This window comes from Tenacibaculum bernardetii (genome assembly GCF_029125915.1).
Classification (GTDB): Bacteria; Bacteroidota; Bacteroidia; order Flavobacteriales; family Flavobacteriaceae; genus Polaribacter; species Polaribacter bernardetii.
On sequence record NZ_JAQJCU010000006.1, the window covers coordinates 136,949 to 155,355 of the forward strand.

At 31.1% G+C, this 18,407-nt stretch carries 20 protein-coding genes; 8 read left to right on the forward strand and 12 right to left on the reverse strand.

The genetic code is table 11. From position 1 onward, the window contains the following. The first annotated feature begins 11 nt into the window (after positions 1-11). The gene (locus tag P2G10_RS06890) at positions 12-710 is read left to right on the forward strand and encodes a zinc metallopeptidase (RefSeq protein ID WP_275315833.1); all 699 of its coding nucleotides are present in this window, start codon (positions 12-14) and stop codon (positions 708-710) included. A 93-nt stretch (positions 711-803) separates the two neighbouring features. Here P2G10_RS06890 and lepA read toward each other — a convergent pair whose 3' ends face one another. Then, complete coding sequence (lepA, locus tag P2G10_RS06895) at positions 804-2,600, reverse strand: translation elongation factor 4 (RefSeq protein WP_275315835.1); 1,797 nt, start codon at positions 2,598-2,600, stop codon at positions 804-806. 102 nt (positions 2,601-2,702) lie between these two features. On the opposite strand from lepA, the gene dusB reads away from it, so the two are divergent. After that, the gene (gene dusB / locus P2G10_RS06900; protein ID WP_275315837.1) at positions 2,703-3,704 is read left to right on the forward strand and encodes a tRNA dihydrouridine synthase DusB; all 1,002 of its coding nucleotides are present in this window, start codon (positions 2,703-2,705) and stop codon (positions 3,702-3,704) included. 2 nt (positions 3,705-3,706) lie between these two features. Here the strand turns inward: dusB and P2G10_RS06905 are convergent, their stop codons facing one another. From P2G10_RS06905 to P2G10_RS06930, 6 genes are read right to left on the reverse strand one after another with little or no spacing between them, the layout of a single operon-like run. Then, entirely contained in the window at positions 3,707-4,909 is a 1,203-nt protein-coding gene (locus P2G10_RS06905) for an ABC transporter permease (protein WP_218771534.1), read from the reverse strand. 38 nt (positions 4,910-4,947) lie between these two features. After that, the gene (gene rbfA / locus P2G10_RS06910) at positions 4,948-5,343 is read right to left on the reverse strand and encodes a 30S ribosome-binding factor RbfA (protein ID WP_218771535.1); all 396 of its coding nucleotides are present in this window, start codon (positions 5,341-5,343) and stop codon (positions 4,948-4,950) included. A gap of 21 nt (positions 5,344-5,364) precedes the next feature. Beyond that, positions 5,365-6,012 carry a response regulator transcription factor gene (locus P2G10_RS06915; RefSeq protein ID WP_218773507.1) on the reverse strand — a complete coding sequence of 216 codons (648 nt, stop codon included), beginning with the start codon at positions 6,010-6,012 and terminating at the stop codon, positions 5,365-5,367. Between the two features lie 50 nt (positions 6,013-6,062). Continuing rightward, positions 6,063-6,812, reverse strand: a complete 750-nt coding sequence (locus tag P2G10_RS06920) for a sensor histidine kinase (protein ID WP_275315839.1) — start codon at positions 6,810-6,812, stop codon at positions 6,063-6,065. Beyond that, positions 6,785-7,399 carry a hypothetical protein gene (locus P2G10_RS06925; RefSeq protein ID WP_275315840.1) on the reverse strand — a complete coding sequence of 205 codons (615 nt, stop codon included), beginning with the start codon at positions 7,397-7,399 and terminating at the stop codon, positions 6,785-6,787. The genes P2G10_RS06920 and P2G10_RS06925 overlap by 28 nt, the downstream gene beginning before the upstream one ends. A gap of 6 nt (positions 7,400-7,405) precedes the next feature. After that, entirely contained in the window at positions 7,406-8,089 is a 684-nt protein-coding gene (locus P2G10_RS06930) for a hypothetical protein (protein WP_218771538.1), read from the reverse strand. A 236-nt stretch (positions 8,090-8,325) separates the two neighbouring features. Between P2G10_RS06930 and mce the strand changes: the two genes are divergently transcribed. From mce to truB, 5 genes are all read left to right on the forward strand, one after another. Continuing rightward, positions 8,326-8,727: a methylmalonyl-CoA epimerase gene (gene mce, locus P2G10_RS06935; RefSeq protein WP_275315842.1), complete on the forward strand. Its 402-nt coding sequence runs from the start codon at positions 8,326-8,328 to the stop codon at positions 8,725-8,727. Between the two features lie 62 nt (positions 8,728-8,789). After that, the gene (locus P2G10_RS06940; RefSeq protein WP_275315844.1) at positions 8,790-9,668 is read left to right on the forward strand and encodes a cell division protein FtsX; all 879 of its coding nucleotides are present in this window, start codon (positions 8,790-8,792) and stop codon (positions 9,666-9,668) included. A 6-nt stretch (positions 9,669-9,674) separates the two neighbouring features. Continuing rightward, positions 9,675-9,917 (forward strand): DUF3098 domain-containing protein, encoded by a 243-nt coding sequence (locus P2G10_RS06945; RefSeq protein WP_275315846.1) that lies wholly within the window; start codon positions 9,675-9,677, stop codon positions 9,915-9,917. 2 nt (positions 9,918-9,919) lie between these two features. Continuing rightward, a complete protein-coding gene (locus tag P2G10_RS06950; protein WP_218771542.1) occupies positions 9,920-10,714 on the forward strand; it encodes an undecaprenyl-diphosphate phosphatase in 795 nt (264 codons plus the stop codon). 1 nt (position 10,715) lies between these two features. Further along, positions 10,716-11,411 (forward strand): tRNA pseudouridine(55) synthase TruB, encoded by a 696-nt coding sequence (gene truB / locus P2G10_RS06955; RefSeq protein ID WP_275315847.1) that lies wholly within the window; start codon positions 10,716-10,718, stop codon positions 11,409-11,411. Between the two features lie 102 nt (positions 11,412-11,513). Here truB and P2G10_RS06960 read toward each other — a convergent pair whose 3' ends face one another. The 3 genes from P2G10_RS06960 to P2G10_RS06970 all read right to left on the reverse strand — a co-directional run bounded on the left by P2G10_RS06960 (position 11,514) and on the right by P2G10_RS06970 (position 13,708). Then, positions 11,514-12,008, reverse strand: a complete 495-nt coding sequence (locus P2G10_RS06960; RefSeq protein ID WP_275315848.1) for an ABC transporter ATPase — start codon at positions 12,006-12,008, stop codon at positions 11,514-11,516. 90 nt (positions 12,009-12,098) lie between these two features. After that, a complete protein-coding gene (locus tag P2G10_RS06965) occupies positions 12,099-12,689 on the reverse strand; it encodes a thioredoxin family protein (RefSeq protein WP_275315850.1) in 591 nt (196 codons plus the stop codon). Positions 12,690-12,739: 50 nt separating this feature from the next. Next, positions 12,740-13,708 carry an NAD-dependent epimerase/dehydratase family protein gene (locus P2G10_RS06970; protein WP_275315852.1) on the reverse strand — a complete coding sequence of 323 codons (969 nt, stop codon included), beginning with the start codon at positions 13,706-13,708 and terminating at the stop codon, positions 12,740-12,742. A gap of 180 nt (positions 13,709-13,888) precedes the next feature. Between P2G10_RS06970 and P2G10_RS06975 the strand changes: the two genes are divergently transcribed. Next, the gene (locus P2G10_RS06975) at positions 13,889-14,413 is read left to right on the forward strand and encodes a hypothetical protein (protein ID WP_275315854.1); all 525 of its coding nucleotides are present in this window, start codon (positions 13,889-13,891) and stop codon (positions 14,411-14,413) included. Here P2G10_RS06975 and P2G10_RS06980 read toward each other — a convergent pair. Continuing rightward, a complete protein-coding gene (locus P2G10_RS06980) occupies positions 14,406-14,870 on the reverse strand; it encodes a regulatory protein RecX (protein WP_275315856.1) in 465 nt (154 codons plus the stop codon). The genes P2G10_RS06975 and P2G10_RS06980 overlap by 8 nt on opposite strands. A 75-nt stretch (positions 14,871-14,945) precedes the next feature. Continuing rightward, entirely contained in the window at positions 14,946-18,407 is a 3,462-nt protein-coding gene (locus tag P2G10_RS06985; protein ID WP_275315857.1) for an efflux RND transporter permease subunit, read from the reverse strand.

The following is an 18,407-nucleotide window of genomic DNA, read 5'->3' on the forward strand; positions in this document are numbered from 1 at the left end:
CCAAATAAATTATGATAGGATTTTATATTCTAATAGGTATTATCTCTTTATTCAGCTGGATAGTAAGTAATACACTTAAAAGAAAGTTTAAAAAATACTCGCAAGTTCATCTACGTAATGGTATGAGCGGAGCAGAAATAGCTCAAAAAATGTTGGATGACCATGGTATTAACGACGTAAAAGTTATTTCTACACCAGGTATGTTAACCGATCATTACAATCCGCAAAATAAAACAGTAAATTTAAGTGAAGGTGTTTACAATCAAAGAAACGCATCGGCTGCTGCAGTTGCTGCTCACGAGGTTGGCCATGCCGTACAACATGCAAAAGCATACCAATGGCTAACAATGCGATCTAAATTAGTTCCTATTGTTAGTATTTCTTCTCGTTTTTCTCAATGGATGATTATTGGAGGTCTTATTTTAGGTGCTGGTGCTGGTCAGCCAGGAATTGGACAAATGGTTGCTATTGGCGGACTTATTTTCATGGCAATGGGTACCTTATTTAGTTTTATTACACTTCCGGTAGAATATGACGCCAGTAACAGAGCACTAGCATGGCTAGAAAATAAGCATATTGTAACTCGTGAAGAACTTGCGGGTTCTAAAGACGCTTTAAAATGGGCAGCAAGAACCTACTTAGTCGCTGCATTAGGTTCTTTAGCAATGCTTTTATATTGGGCATTACGTATTTTAGGAAGTAGAGATTAGACATCTTAAACACTTTTACATTTACTTCTAAATAAAAAATGCTCTCGGAAAATCGAGAGCATTTTTTTATACTTATATATGTAGCCTTAAAACTTAATCATTCAACTTTAAAACTGCCATAAATGCTTCTTGTGGAATTTCTACATTACCAACCTGACGCATTCTTTTCTTACCTTTCTTTTGCTTTTCTAATAACTTACGTTTACGAGAAATATCTCCACCATAACATTTTGCTGTTACATCTTTACGTAAAGCTTTGGTAGTTTCTCTTGCTATAATTTTTGCTCCAATTGCAGCCTGAATCGGAATATCAAACTGTTGTCTTGGTATTAAAGTTTTTAGTTTTTCTACTATTTTTTTACCAATTGTATAGGCATTATCAGCGTGTAATAATGCTGACAAAGCATCTACCGGAGAACCATTTAGTAAAATATCTACACGAACTAATTTAGAAGTACGCATTCCTATCGGAGAATAATCAAATGATGCATATCCTTTAGAAACAGTTTTTAATCGATCATAGAAATCGAAAACAATTTCTGCCAAAGGCATATCAAAAATTAACTCTACTCTTTCTGTAGTTAAATAAGTTTGATTTACGATTTCCCCCCTTTTCTCTATACAAAGTGACATTACTTGTCCGACAAAATCAGATTTTGTAATTATTGATGCTTTAATAAAAGGCTCTTCAACTTTCTCTAATCTAGACGGATCTGGTAAATCTGTTGGATTATTTAACAAAACTATTTCCGTCGGGTTTTTCTTTGTGTATGCGTGATAAGAAACGTTTGGTACTGTCGTAATTACAGTCATGTTAAATTCACGTTCTAAACGCTCTTGAATAATTTCCATATGTAACATTCCTAAAAATCCACATCGAAAACCAAAACCTAACGCTGCCGAACTTTCTGGTTGAAAAACTAAAGAAGCATCATTTAACTGTAACTTTTCCATTGAATTACGTAACTCTTCGTAATCTTCAGTATCAACAGGATAAATTCCAGCAAAAACCATCGGTTTTACATCTTCAAACCCATCAATACGATCAGTTGTCGGATTTTCAAAATCTGTAATTGTATCTCCTACCTTTACTTCCTTAGCCGCTTTAATTCCTGTTATTAAATATCCTACGTCACCAGTTTTCACCTCTTGCTTTACAACTTGTTCTAACTTTAAAGTACCAACCTCATCCGCACCGTATTCTTTTTCGGTAGACATAAATTTGATACGCTGGTTCTTTTTAATAGAACCATCAATAACTCTAAAATAAGTTTCAATTCCTCTGTAAGAATTATAAACAGAATCGAAAATTAATGCTTTTAGTGGTGCATCAGGATTTCCTGTTGGTGCCGGAACTTTTTTAATAATTGCTTCTAAAATGTTCTCAACTCCAAAACCTGTTTTTCCACTTGCGTGAATTACATCTTCTGGCTCACAACCTAATAAATCTACAATATCATCTGTAACTTCTTCTGGGTTTGCAGATGGTAAATCAACTTTATTTAAAACCGGAATAATTTCCAAATCATTATCTAAAGCTAAATATAAATTAGAAATTGTTTGTGCCTGAATACTTTGGGCTGCATCAACAATTAACAAAGCACCTTCACAAGCTGCTATAGAACGAGATACTTCGTAAGAAAAGTCTACGTGCCCAGGTGTATCAATTAAATTTAAAATATAATCTTCACCCTCAAACGTATATTCCATTTGTATTGCGTGCGACTTAATGGTAATACCACGTTCACGCTCTAAATCCATACTATCTAATAACTGCGATTTTTTTTCTCTCTCTGTTACCGCTCCTGTATAATCTAGTAATCTATCGGCAAGTGTACTCTTACCGTGATCAATATGTGCAATAATGCAAAAATTTCTTATTTTCTTCATGCGTCGTATTTCTAGCCTCTTATGACTGACAAAGATACTTTATTGAAAAACGTTGTACAATTAAATATTTATTCAATAAAAAATAAAAAGTAACTTTGCAGCATGGTAAAAATTGGTAATATAGAACTTCCTGATTTTCCGCTATTATTAGCGCCGATGGAAGATGTGAGTGATCCACCGTTTAGAGCATTGTGCAAAGAGAACGGTGCTGATGTTGTTTATACTGAGTTTATTTCTTCGGAAGGACTAATTCGCGACGCTGCAAAAAGCGTAATGAAGTTAGATATTTACGAAAAAGAGCGTCCTGTTGGAATTCAGATTTTCGGTGCAAACTTAGAATCAATGTTAAAAACGGTTGAAATTGTAGAAAAGTCGAACCCTGATATTATTGACATTAACTTCGGGTGCCCTGTTAAAAAAGTAGTTTCTAAAGGTGCTGGTGCAGGAATTTTAAAAGATATCGATTTAATGGTTTCTCTTACTGAGGCAATGGTAAAACACACCAATTTGCCTGTTACCGTAAAAACACGTTTAGGTTGGGATCATGATTCTATTAAAATAATAGAAGTTGCCGAGCGTTTACAAGATGTTGGCTGTGCTGCAATTTCCATTCACGGTCGTACGCGTGCACAAATGTATAAAGGTGATGCCGATTGGGCACCAATTGCTCAAGTTAAAAATAATCAAAGAATGCACATTCCTGTGTTTGGAAACGGCGACGTTACTTCGCCAGAAAAAGCTATGGAAATGCGCGATAAATATGGCTTAGACGGCTGTATGATTGGTAGGGCTTCTATTGGTTATCCTTGGTTTTTTAATGAAGTAAAGCACTATTTTAAAACGGGTGAATACCTAGCAAAACCAACCATTGCACAACGAGTACAAACCGCTCGTAGACATTTACAAATGGCTATTGATTGGAAAGGGCCTGTATTGGGCGTTTTTGAAACCAGAAGACATTATACTAACTATTTTAAAGGAATACCACATTTTAAAGAATACCGTATGAAAATGGTAACTTCTGATGACGCAAAAGATGTTTTTGCTGCTTTTGATGAAGTGGAAGCTAAGTTTGGTAATATGATTATCCCTGAAATAGGGTAAATTTATTTTTCTATAAAATCTTTAGAGATTCTTGAACTTGCTACCTTAGATGCTATAAAGCCCAGTATTGAAATTGTAAATATTACAACTAATAGATTCGTCCATCTAAATTCAACTGGGTAAGCTAAACTCTCTGTAATCATAAATAGCTCGTAACGTTGTTGTATTAACACCAGTAAAACACCAATAGCGACACCTACTATCATACCAACAATTGTTAACAAAAAACCTTGTAGCACAAATATTTTTTTTATATCATCGATACTTGCTCCTAAATTAAATAATGTTTTAAGGTTTTTTCTTTTATCAATAATCATCATAATTATTGATCCTATTACATTAAATAGGGCTATTGCGAGTATTAAAGTAAAAATTAAATACGAAATAAATCGCTCGGTATTTATTACTTTATAATACAAGGCATTTAATTGCGCTCTTGTTTTGACACTAAAAGTAGCACCTAAATCATCTTGTAATTTTTCTTGAAAATCATCTGAATTAACATCTTTTTTTAACTTGAGCTCTATTCCTGAAATTTGATTTTCATCATAATTCAACAACTCTTGCGCAGAAGACAACTCTGTAAAAACGTATTTATTCTGAAATTCTTCTGGCCCGGAATAGGCACCAATTACCTGTGTAGAAATTGAACGAAAGGCATTGTTTACATTTACAAACCCTTTACCTGGTTTTGGCACCATTATTTGTAATGGCTCACCAAAATTTGCAACATTAAGTGAGAGTTTATATGAAATTCCGTAACCTATAACGGCCGTATTTTTAAACTCAGGATCTACCCAAGTTCCCAGCGCTAACAAAGTATCTATAGGGATTATATCCTTATAATTTTCATCAACACCTTTTATAAAAGCAACTTGATTTTTATCTTTATATTGTAAAAAAACACGTTCTTCTATTGTTTTTGAAATTGCTTTTATTTGAGTATTCTGAAGTAACTCTTGATGAATTTCATCAGAATACTTAAAAGATTTCCCTTTTACAACTGTTATTTTTATATCAGGATCTGATACCTTAAGCAAAGAATCGCTAAAGGTTCTTAAACCTGAATACCCCGATAAAATAACAAACAAAGCTAAAGCTCCAACAACAACACCAAAAACTGCAATAAATGTAATTATATTTATGGCATTGGTGCTTGTTTTAGAAAACAAGTATCTTTTAGCGATGTATAAGGAGAATTTCAATTTTAATAAATCTTAATTAATAATTTAAATAAAATTTATTACCGTTTTTGACGACGTGGTAAAACATCTGGATTTTTAATAGGATCTACATCATCACCTTTTAAAGACTTATCAATGTCTTCGATATAATCTAAACTATCATCACCAAAAAACAATAATTCTGGCATTCTTCTTAATTGATGTCTTGTTCTTTTCGCCATTTCATGACGAATTAATGGTGTATTAGATTTTACTCCATCAACAATTTCATCTCTTTTATCAGAAGGAAAGACGCTTAAATATACTTTTGCAACTCCTAAATCGGCAGTAACCGAAACTTTAGATACAGATATTATTACACCCTTCATTCCATCTTGTGCAGCACGTTGTAAAACATCTACCAAATCTTCTTGCAATACTCCTGCAATTTTTCGTTGTCTATTAGTTTCTTCCATGTTGCAAATTTACGGATAAAATTACGGAGTGTAAATTTTATTTTTCACGGCGTATATTACTAAGCCAACCCTATTTCTAACATTAAGTTTTGTGAATAAGCTATCACGGTAACCATCGATAGTTTTTGGACTTAAAAACATTTTTTCGGCAATCTCTTTATAAGTTAATTCAGAACAAGCTAACTTCATGAACTTCATCTCATTGTCTTTAAAACACACATTGTTTTTTCCATTTTTTCCTGAAACAGAATCTAATAATAATGTTGTTACGTTTTTTGTATGATAAAAACCATTTTCCATCATTTCTAATAATGCTTTTTCTAACACTCCTTTTTGAGTATCTTTAAGTAAATATCCAACAGCTCCTGCTTTTAGCATCTTTAAAATAGTATTATCTGCATCTTCTACCGACAATGCCATTACATGTACCTCTGGGTGATGCTCTACAATCCACTCTGTAGTTTCAATACCATTCATAATAGGCATGTTTACGTCTACTAAAACAATATCGGGTATATTCTTAGGTGATGTTGAAAATTTATCGGCAACTTCTTTACCGTTTTTGCAGGTGTATAATACTTTAAATTTATCAAAAGTATTTACCATTCCTTCAATAGCTTGTGACAATAACGTATGATCGTCTACAACTACGACTGAGTATTTCATAATTACGTAGGTTTCGTTAGTAGTATGTTGTAGGGGAAATTACACTTGGTTCTCTAAATATAATAATTTATTATTAAACTTGTTCCTTTTTTAAGTTCTGATTCCATTTTAACTTCTGCTTTTATTAATTTAGCTCTGGCTTTTATATTTTGTAAACCAATACCTTTAAGCCCGTTTTTATTCGCTTCAAAACCAACACCATTATCTTTAGAAATAATTTTTATAACATCTTTGCCATAAGATATAGAAACATCTAGCTTAGAGGCTTTAGAGTGTTTTATCGTATTTGAAAAAAATTCTTGTAGCATTCTAAAAATTATAATTTCATGCTTCTGATTTATTCTTGTTTCTTTTCCAGTAATCGTTAAACTTGATTCTATATAATTTAATCGATTAAATCGTTCTATTTCTAATTTTAAAGCTTCCATTAATTTTATGTTTTTTATAAAATCTGGATTGATTGACTTAGACAACGCTCTTATTTCTGCTAAACTTTTTGTGATAGTATCTGATATTTCACTTATGTTTTCAGGAGAAGCATGCTGCATTTGTATCTTTGCTAAAGTTAAAAGCTGCCCGATATTATCATGTAATTCCCAACTAATATTCCGCAAAGTTTCTTCTCGTATTTCTATTTGAGTTTCTGCGATTTCTTTTTCATAGCGTTTTCTATCCTCTTCTCTTTCTAATAATAATTTATTTTTACGACGTTGAAAAACTGTAAATAAAACAATTACAAAGATTATAATTGCCATTAAAACAAGAGTTGTAATTACTAATATTCTTCCTTCTTCTTGCTCCATATTAAACCAAATGAAATAATAATATTCATAATAATAATTAAAATATTTAAAACAGGAAATAAATCTCTACTTTTCATGTAACCAACTAAACTAAAAAAAGGTATTGAAGGTAAATAAAAAACTAAAAAACCTACTGAAACCCAAAAAGAAAGCATTTTTTTATAATTTAAAATTTCATCAGACAGTAACAATTCTCTTAGATAAAGAAAAACTAACAAGCCTATATTAATTGCTCCGATAATTATAGCAGTATAAAAGAAGTTCTTCCTATACAGTATTAAAAACCATGTCACTAAAAAAGCTATTAAAAAAAAATTAGATAGTTTTAACCATGCTTTATCTTTAATTAAACCATTATACATTTTACGAATTATTATTAACTCTAATAATATATATACCTGATGGTGTAAAAAAACAGGTTTCTCTGTAATAATACAATAAGCACCTATCGACTCTACAATAACAGTTATTATTAAAAGTAAGGCAAGCCACTTTGCAAATGTTTTTTTTGTTTGCAAAAAAAACATTATACTTAGTATGGCAGTTATATATTGCGATAGTAAACTTAAACTACTTAATAAATCCATTTTTGTTTAATTAAAAGGTGGTGTTAGGGTTCCTTTATTTCCCACTCCACTTAACTCGTCTTCTCCTAATAGCGTACTTTCTTTATTTTTATTTAATGTTTTTAAACCATAATCATAATTTTTTCTTTTTCCTGCTTCAAAGTCATCTTTTGTATCATAAATCCATTTATAACCATTTAAAGCAAGCATTTCTTTAAATGTAACTAACTTACCTTGTTTAGCAGACTGCACAGGATCAAAAGCTATTTGCTTACCATTAACAGTTGTAGTAGGTATATAAATTAAATCTTGATAACTTTTACCTGTATTACTGTAGTTTGATTTGGCTGCTGCTATAAAACTAATACCTGTTATATTTATTTTAGCCTTTTTACTTAAGTTTTCAATTCTTCCTAAATACTTTTTAAACTGAATAAAATTATAATTATTAATACGAGAATCTTCATATCCTAGCGCTTTTTCTAAAGGTGCAATACGTGTAGTATCATAGCTTTTTAACATTGCCACAATTTCTGTATAGTTTAACATCTCTTTTGTTCTTCCTTCATCAATATAACAAAAAGTACCTTCTGGTGTTTGATCACCTTCATGCTCACATTTACATTCATGTTTTTCACAAGAAATCATACAGGCTATAAAAATCAATGCATAAACAAGAATAAATAACTTTAATAAACTAGCTTTCTTCATAATAAATAAATTTCTAAATACTTTTTAAATATAGTGTGTTATTTTTTAACAAAGGGTTTCTTAACACAAAACAGAGCTTACAAACAGCAACAAATCAACATATTATTAAAATTTTATTTTTAATAAACAGGAAAAACACCTTAAGAAGACCAATGATTAAACCATTTATTTTTCATACGATACACTCTTGTTTTATCATTATTCTTATAACCAATAGATTTTATTATTTTTACCGAATGAATAAAATAGAACACATTGGTATTGCCGTAAAAGATTTAGAAAAATCAAATGAATTATTTGCTGCTCTTTTCGGAAAACCTCATTATAAAACCGAAGAAGTAGCTAGTGAAGGTGTAAAAACTTCTTTTTTTAAATCTGGTCCTAACAAGATAGAATTATTAGAAGCTACAAAACCAGAAAGTCCAATAGCTAAATTCATAGAAAAAAAAGGAGAAGGTGTTCACCACATTGCTTTTGCTGTTAGTGATATTAAGGCAGAAATAAAGCGCTTACAAGAAGAGGGTTTTACGGTACTAAACGAAACTCCTAAAAAAGGTGCTGACAATAAATTAGTTGCTTTTTTACACCCTAAAACAACAAATGGAGTTTTAATTGAATTATGTCAAGAAATCGAGTAATCCATTCATTTAAAACTTCCTAAATATTTGTATCTTGCAAAGTCTAAAAAGCATATTAAACAATGACAAACTCTTTTGATTCTTTTCAAAAACGCCGTTTACAATCATCGTATGTTTCTGTAGTTGTAAGTATTGCATTGGTACTTTTTATGATGGGAATTTTAGGTTTAATTTTACTAAAATCCACCAAAGTAGCAAATCATTTTAAAGAAAAAGTGGTAATGACTTTATTTTTAAAAGATGATGTAACCGAAAAGCAGCTAACTAAATTTAAAGAAACACTTAAAAAAGAAAACTTCACTAATAAAGTAGTTTATATAACTAAAGATGAAGCCGCTAAAACCTACAAAAAAGATTTAGGGGAAGATTTTTTAAAGTTTCTAGGAGATAACCCTCTTAAAAACGGAATAGACATCTATTTAAAAGCTGCTTTTGTTACTCCTGAAAAAATGGATGAAATTAAAAAATCATTTGATAAAAATAAATTTGTTGGAGAAGTAAATTATGACAAACCTTTAGTTCAATTACTAACAAAAAACATTAAAAAAATCAGCTTTTGGTTATTAGTTTTAAGCGGTTTTTTTGCTTTAGTGGCTATAATCTTAATCAATAGCTCTATTCGTTTATCTATATACTCAAAAAGATTTAATATTAAAACCATGCAAATGGTTGGTGCTACCAAAAGCTTTATTCGTAAACCTTTTATTTGGCAAAGTATAAAACTAGGTGTTTTAGGTGCTTTTATTTCTTTAATCGGCTTGGCGATTGTAATTTATTATACCAATAAATACATACCGTCTTTAGAGTTATTAACCGATTATGTTTCTTTAACCTATGTAGCTGGTGGTGTTTTATTCACAGCCTTTTTTATTACATGGATAAGTACCTTTTTTGCCACACAACGTTTTTTAAACTTACAAACGAACGATTTGTATTACTAAGATTATATGAAAAAAGAAAACACACCGAAACAAGAATTTTTATTCGGCAAACGAAATTACATCATTATGCTAATAGGTTTAGCTGTTATTGCTTTAGGTTTTATTTTAATGGCCGGTGGCGGTAGCGACGACCCAAATGTATTTAATAAAGAAATTTATAATTGGCGCAGAATTCGTTTAGCACCAACTTTAGTTCTTATTGGTTTAGGTATCGAAATTTATGCTATTTTTGCCAACCCTAAAAAATAAGCATGGATTTATTAGAAGCTATTATTCTTGGAATTATTCAAGGTCTTACCGAGTTTTTACCAGTGTCATCAAGTGGGCATTTAGAACTTGCTAAAGCTATTTTAGGAGATACATCTGTACCCGAAGAAAGCTTAACTTTTACTGTTGTACTGCATTTTGCAACCGCTTTAAGTACTTTAGTTGTTTTTAGAAAAGAAGTTGCTGAGATTTTTAAAGGATTGTTCCAATTTAAATGGAATAAAGAAATGAAATTTTCATTAAAAATTATTCTTTCTATGATTCCGGCCGTAATTATCGGATTATTATTTGAAGAACAATTAGAATCTTTTTTCGGTGGGAAAATACTATTTGTAGGTATTATGTTATTAGTTACAGCTGTGTTATTATTATTTGCTGATAAAGCTCAGAACACCAACAAAGAAGTATCTTTTAATAGCTCATTAATTATAGGTATTTCTCAAGCTATTGCAATGTTACCTGGTATTTCTCGATCAGGAGCAACTATTTCTACGTCTGTTTTACTTGGTATTGATCGTAGTAAAGCAGCTCGATTTTCATTTTTAATGGTAGTGCCACTTATCTTTGGTAAAATAGCAAAAGACTTACTTAGCGGAGATATTAATTTTCAATCTTCTGAAATCGCTCCAATATCAGCAGGGTTTATCGCTGCTTTTTTAGCAGGTTTAGTTGCTTGTAATTGGATGATTGCACTCGTTAAAAAAAGCAAATTATCATACTTTTCTATTTACTGTGCGATTGTAGGATTAATCGCTATCGGATATTCTTTATTAAACTAATATGAAAACGGAAGAAGATTACAAAAACGGACAAGTTTTATTGATTGATAAACCATTAAAATGGACTTCTTTTCAGGTGGTTAATAAACTGCGTTGGGAAATAAGACAACGATATAATATCAAAAAAATAAAAGTTGGGCACGCAGGTACTTTAGATCCATTAGCAACTGGTTTACTAATTATTTGTACAGGTAAAAAAACGAAGATAATTGATACGTATCAAGGTCAAATAAAAGAATATACAGGCACTATCACTTTGGGCGGAACAACACCAAGTTATGATTTAGAAACTGAGATAATTGAAACCTTTGCTACCGATCATATTACTGATGAATTAATCCACGAAACAACTAAACAGTTTACAGGAGTAATTCAGCAAAAACCACCTATTTTTTCTGCAATAAAAAAAGAAGGAAAACGTTTATACGAGCTAGCAAGAAAAGGTGAAACTACCGAAATAAAATCGAGAGAAGTTACGATCCCTGTATTTGAAATAACAAATATTAATGCTAATAATCTTGATTTTAGAGTTGTTTGTAGTAAAGGAACCTATATTCGTTCTTTAGCATACGATTTTGGAGTTGCATTAAATTCAGGAGCTCATTTATCAGCATTAAGAAGAACTAAAATTGGTGATTTTCATGTTGAAAACGCAGTAAGTGTAGATGTCTTTATTAAGTCTTTAGAAGCTGAATAGAGCTCGCACCAAATTAACATCATAAAAAAAGACTTGAATATCAATATTTATTAAATTGATATTCAAGTCTTTTTTCAATTAATTAAGATAGATAAAAGTGTATTATGACTTCTTCTTCTTTAAAAATCGATTATACCAACTTTCTAAAATTGGCACTTCCCAATGGCTCTCTAACTCTTGTTTTGTTTGAATTAAATTATCAAAAACAATTGTTTTTTCTGTTACCGCTCTATTTTTAATCAACTTTTTAAAGTCTTTCAGCTCTTTATACTGCGTATATTCACCTTGCTTAAAACACACATTCATTCTATCTAACAATTCAACATCATATTGTTGTTGTAATTGTAATATAAAACCAACTTGTGTATCAATATCTGCATTAGACAAGTCTACATCTTCTTCCGCAGAAAAAATAATAAAACGATTATATTTTACATCAAATGAGGCTTTAAAATTCTCATCATCTGATTTCCAGTTTTCAGTAAAAGTTTTTAACTGCTCATTTAATCCATCTATTTCCTGCGGATAAAATTTTCTACTACAAGGATAAATCCAAACTTTTGCATCTTCTGATAAACTATTAAAATCTACTAACATATTTATTTTTTCTAAACCACAAATATACAGAAAACAAAACCTCCTTCTTGAGAATCAAAAAGGAGATTTATTATTTATAAAAAACGATTGTTATTTTAAAAATGAAACAAGATTTTCCTGAACATCTTCACCCTTATTTTTATTATACCAAACCTGTAAGTCTTTTTTAAAATCAGCATCTAAACTACCATGTTTCGCCTTATAATCAGCTACCATTTTAGTAGCAATAACTGGTCTTGGACCCCAAGTATCAATAACTTCATTATTCTTATTTAAAGCTATTAATTTAGGTATCGATCTACCGCCGTTGGTTAAAAACTCATCCATCAGCTCAAGATTTTCATCCCTTAAAACAAGTTTTAATTGAATATTTGAATTTTCTTCAGCAATTTTATTGATAACAGGTAAGTTTTGAGCAGCATCACCACACCAACCTTCTGTTAAAACCAACCAAGTTTGAGGCTCTTTAATTTCCTTAAGCTTAGCTGCGGTATTCTCAGAAATTTTTATAGTTTTATCTAAACGCTTCATTCGTTTATCGTTTAACAAACTATAATTTAATAAATCGTCAGACTGGTTTGGTCCTGTTGATTTACCTTCATCTAATAAGTTTTTTACTAAAACTCTATATTCTGAATATGAAATGGCTTTTTCTAAACTATTTTCTATAATTTCTTTCATTTTACTAATCTTATAATAGAAATACTATAGACGCTCTTACCTCTAATAACTTACACCTCTTCTAACTTCTGTTTCTCTAGCGCTTTTAAACTCGTAACAATATCATTTGTCATAGAAGTTAAATCGAACTTATGCTGCCATCCCCAATCTTTTCTTGCGTGTGAATCATCTATAATTTGAGGCCAGCTATCAGCAATTGCTTGTCTAAAATCTGGTTTATAACTAATTTCAAACTCAGGAATGTGTTTTTTAATTTCAGCGGCAATTTCTTTTGGCGTAAAACTAATTGCGGCTAAATTATAAGATGTTCTTGTTTTTATCTTATCTGCATCAGCTTGCATAATTTGAACGGTTGCGTTAATAGCATCATCCATATACATCATTGGTAAACGTGTATTTTCTGATAAAAAACATTCATAAGTTCCGTTTTTTATGGCATCAAAATAAATATCAACTGCATAATCTGTTGTTCCTCCTCCAGGCAACGTTTTCCAACTAATAATACCAGGATAACGGATACTACGAACATCTACGCCATATTTTTCATGGTAGTAATTACACCAATGTTCACCAGCAACTTTACTTATTCCGTAAACTGTTGACGGCTCCATAATTGTTTGCTGAGGCGTATTTATTTTTGGTGATGTAGGACCAAATGAAGCCATTGAGCTTGGCCAATATACTTTTTGAATATGTTTCTCTCTCGCTAGCTCCAAAACAGCTAGTAATGATGTCATATTTAAATCCCATCCTTTTAAAGGATGTTTCTCTGCAGTTGCAGATAGCATTGCTGCCATTAAATACACTTGCGTTACTTTATATTTTTCAACGACTTCAAAAATTCGTTCTTTGCTTGTAGCATCAATAATTTCGAAAGGTCCAGAACTCATCATTTCTTGGTTTCCTTCTCTAATATCAGAAGCTATTACATTGTCTCTTCCGTAAAGAGCGCGTAGCTTTTGCGTTAGTTCTGTTCCGATTTGCCCGCAAGCACCTAAAATTAATATAGTATCATTCATTCTTAAAAGTTCAAAAATATAGGATTGCAAAGTTATTAAATTTCATAATTCGTAAAAAATATTTCTACTTTTTTAATTATCAACAAAATAACAACATAAACTTCTGATTACAAACTTATAATTTTGTTCTTATTCATAAACCAAGTAAAATATGTACTTTTATCACTTCAATTTTTAGTGATGAGATACTTTTTATTTATTTTCTTTTCTTTTTTATTAATCTCTTTTTCTTGCCAGAAAAAAGATGTTAAAAAAAATGAACCTGTTAAAAAACCAACAATGGATGTTGTTATTAAGAACTCTAAATACGCACGTTTAGATGACGCTTCTTCGAAAGAAATAAAGTTATGGAAAGAATACTTTATAACTGCTGATTTCCTGCAGAAACTAGAAAAAACAACTCCTGTTGAAGCATTAAACAATGCTATTGAATTAAAAAAACTAACAAAGCAACTAAAGGATAGCTTAAATATAAAAACACTTAAAACACCTGCTTTTAAAGCCCGTGTGAATGTTTTTGAAAATGAAGTTTTAAGATTGGCTGATATGACTTACATTCCGGCGATTACAGCTACTGAAATAAATACGCAACTAGCAAAAGTATTTTCGCTTTATGGTAGTATGAATACCAAAATAAATACTGTTTACGCAAAACAAAGATTCGATAAAGCTATAAAATTAGATAGCTTATTTAATTTTAAATAGTTTTTAAAGCCTCATATACTAAGTTACTTTCAAAACCTCTATACAATAAGTAATCTGCTATTTTCTTTTTTTTCTTAAACTCATTCGCTTCAGTTACCAAATCATTTTTTTTATCTAACAAACTATATAAAGTTGCAATATAATCTTCTTCATTGATTTCTTTTAATGCTGCTTTTATATTGTATGCTGATATGTTTCTATACTTTAACTCTCTAACAATTCGTTGTTTTCCCCATTTTTTAATTCTGAACTTCCCTCTCGCATAGCTTTTAGAAAAGCGTTCTTCATTTAAAAAATTATCTTTTAACAAACTTAAAAGAATCATTTCTATGGCTTCTGGAATTATACTGTATTCTCTTAATTTATTTTCTACTTCTTTATGACAGCGATCTTGGTAGGCGCAATAATGTTCCATTTTTCGCTTAACCTCATCAACAGTAAAAACTTTTTTATCCATAGCTCAAAAATAAAAAAAGAGTTGAAAGTATTTATACTTTCAACTCTTTTTGATTAACAAAAACTAAAAAACAAGTTATATGTTTCTCTTTGTCCACATTTTAAATTGGATAATTAAGAATAATAATATTGGTACTGCAATTAGCGTTAAAAAAGTAGCTATTAACAAACCATATATTACAGTCCATGCTAATGGGCCCCAGAAAACAACGTTATCTCCTCCCATATATATTTTAGGGTCAAATTCTGCAAACAACGAGAAAAAATTAATGTTAAGTCCGATTGCTAACGGAATTAAACCTAAAACAGTTGTAATTGCCGTTAATAACACCGGACGTAAACGTGCTTTACCCGCTTTAACAATTGCTTCAAATAAATCCTCTTTTTCTAGGTAAGCATCTTCCTCCAAACCTAAAACATTTTTCTTTCTATCAATTAATAACTGTGCATAATCCAATAATACCACTCCGTTATTTACTACAATACCTGCTAACGAAATAATTCCCATCATGGTCATCATAATAACAAATGCCGATCCTGTAATTACCATTCCTCCAAATACACCAATAAGACTTAACAATATTGAAATCATAATAATGGTTGGTCTTGAAATTGAGTTAAACTGGAAAATTAATATGAAGAAAATTAAACCTAAACCTGTTAATAATGCCCCCATTAAAAAAGCCATTTGCTTGTTTTGCTCTTCAATTTGCCCTGTATAATCTATTTTAATACCTTTTGGCATTCCTTCAAAAGACTTCATTTCGTTTTGCACTTGGTTTACAATTGCACCTGCATCTGTAAAACCAGGTGACAACTGAGAATAAACAGTTACAACTCGCTTTAAATCTTTGTGCTTAATAGCGCTAAATCCAGAGTTATTACTATGTTCTGCTACTGCAGATATTGGAATTTCTTTTAAACCACCCGTATTATCTCTAAATGTAATTTTTTGATTGAAGATAGCGCTTGTGTTATACCTGTTTGCTTCATTAAAACGCACATATATGTCATAATCTTCACCATCTTCTTTATAAATACCTGCCTTAGATCCAAAAATAGAATTACGAATTTGCTGCCCTACTTGTGATGCACTTACACCTAATTCACCAGCTTTTTTTCGATCTACAAGAACTTGCATTCCTGGTTTATCTTTATTTACATCTATCTTAATTTCATCTACTCCTGGAATATTTTTAGAAGTTATAAAATCTCTCATTCTTTCTGCAACAGCAATTAACTCGCTATAATCATTTCCTTCAATTTCAATATTTATTGGCGCCCCTGCTGGTGGCCCATTAGCATCTTTTTCTACAGAAATTAAAACCCCTGGATAAATACCTACTAGCGCTTCTTGCACTTTTTGACGTAACAATTCACTATCGGCTCCTCTACGATATTTAAATTCTCGCATAGAAGCTGTTATTTTTCCTTTATGAGGCAACTCTCCACTAGAACCGGCATCAACTGCTGGATTTCCGGCACCTTCACCAACTTGGGAAACGGTACTTTCTACTAGGAAGTTATAATCACCATCTGTATATTGCGAATCATTTAAAACAACGGCAACCTTTTTTTCTATTTGCTTGGTAATTTTATTTGTCTTTTCGATATCTGTTCCTTGCGGATATTCGATATAAACAATAATTTGATTTGGCTTATTATCAGGAAAAAACTCAACTTTAGTACGTTGCGAAGCTAATGAAGCTCCGAAAGCAATAAAAGAGATAATAAGCAATGCAAACGTACCTCCTATTAGCCAATATGGTGCCGATTTAGATAAAGCTCTACGCAACTGACGTTCATACCAATTTTCTAAACGCGGTAAAACCTTTGTTTGAAAAGAGTTTGCCCAATTACGTAAAAACAATCTATATGCCCAAAGCATTATTGCTGTAAAAAACATTAATGTTCCTAAACCTCTATACGTTCCCCCTATAATGAATACTAAAATTCCAATTACAGCTATAATTACTGTCATTGTAATTATTTTCTTTAGTGGCATATCTTTATCTTCTGTACTCATAAAGTTAGAAACTAAAACAGAGTTAAAAAAGATGGCTACTACTAATGATGAAGTTAATACAACTGCCAAGGTTATTGGTAAAAGTTTCATGAACTCTCCCATTACTCCTGGCCATAAACCTAAAGGAATAAAAGCGGCTACCGTTGTTGCTGTTGATATAATAATAGGAAAAGCAATTTCTCCGATACCTTTTTTAGCTGCTTCGGTTCTACTCATTCCTTCCTCATCCATTAAACGATATACGTTTTCTACAACTACAATACCGTTATCTACTAGCATTCCTAATCCCATAATCAATCCGAAAAGAATCATGGTGTTTAATGTATAGCCTAACATATTTAAAATCATAAGCGACATAAACATCGACATCGGAATTGCAAAACCTACGAAAATGGCGTTTTTAAATCCTAAGAAAAACATTAAGACGATTACCACCAAAATAACTCCGAAAATAATATTATTCACCAAATCATCAACTGCAGCAATTGTTACCGAAGATTGATCATTAGCAATAGTAACCTCCAAATCTTTAGGAAATACATTCTCTTTAGCATCTTCTACCATTTTTTGAATCTGCTCTGCAGCAGCAACCATATTAGAACCAGCACGCTTTTTAACATCTAGCATAATAACTTGCTCCCCATACTGTCTTGCATAGGTTGTAACGTCTTTTTCTTTAAAAAACACCTCAGCAACGTCTTTTAAATAAATAGGGTTCCCTTTTTCTGATTTTACAACAAAACCTTCTAAATCAGATGGTTTATCTATTTCTCCTAGAATACGAATCGTACGGCGCTGCCCACTAGTAATTAAGTTACCTGCAGACATTGTAGAGTTACCACCGTTAATTGTATTTATGATATCACTAAAGCTAACTTTTGCTGCTTGCATTTTATAAATATCTACAGCAACTTCAACTTCTTTGTCTTGTACACCACGAATATCTACTTGTTTAATTTCTTGCAACCCTTCTATTTCATCCTGAAGATATTCACCAAATTCTTTTAACTTTCCTATAGGATAATCACCAGAAATATTAATATTAAGTATTGGCATTTCTTCACTCATACTTAAAGCAAAAACATTTGGTTCTACCTTAGCTCCGTTAAATGTTGGCCAGTCTTCACCAGATGTTTCCGAATCTATTTCATCTTTTACCTTTTGTTTGGCGTCTTTTACCTCAATATTTTCATCAAACTCAACAATTACCATCGAGTAATCTTCTTGCGATGTTGATGTTATTTCTACAACATTACTTACCGTTTTTAATTTTTCTTCTAACGGATCTGTAATCAGTTTTTCAATATCTTCAGCTGTGTTTCCAAAAAACGGAGTGCTTATATATATTTTTGTTTCTTTAATTTCTGGGAAACTTTCACGTGGCATTTCAAAAAAAGCAGAAACACCTAAGTAAAATATAACAGCCATTACTACATACATTGTAGTTTTGTTATTAATTGCCCAAGAGGATAATCCAAATTCTTTATCCACCTGTTTGTTCTTTTTAGACAT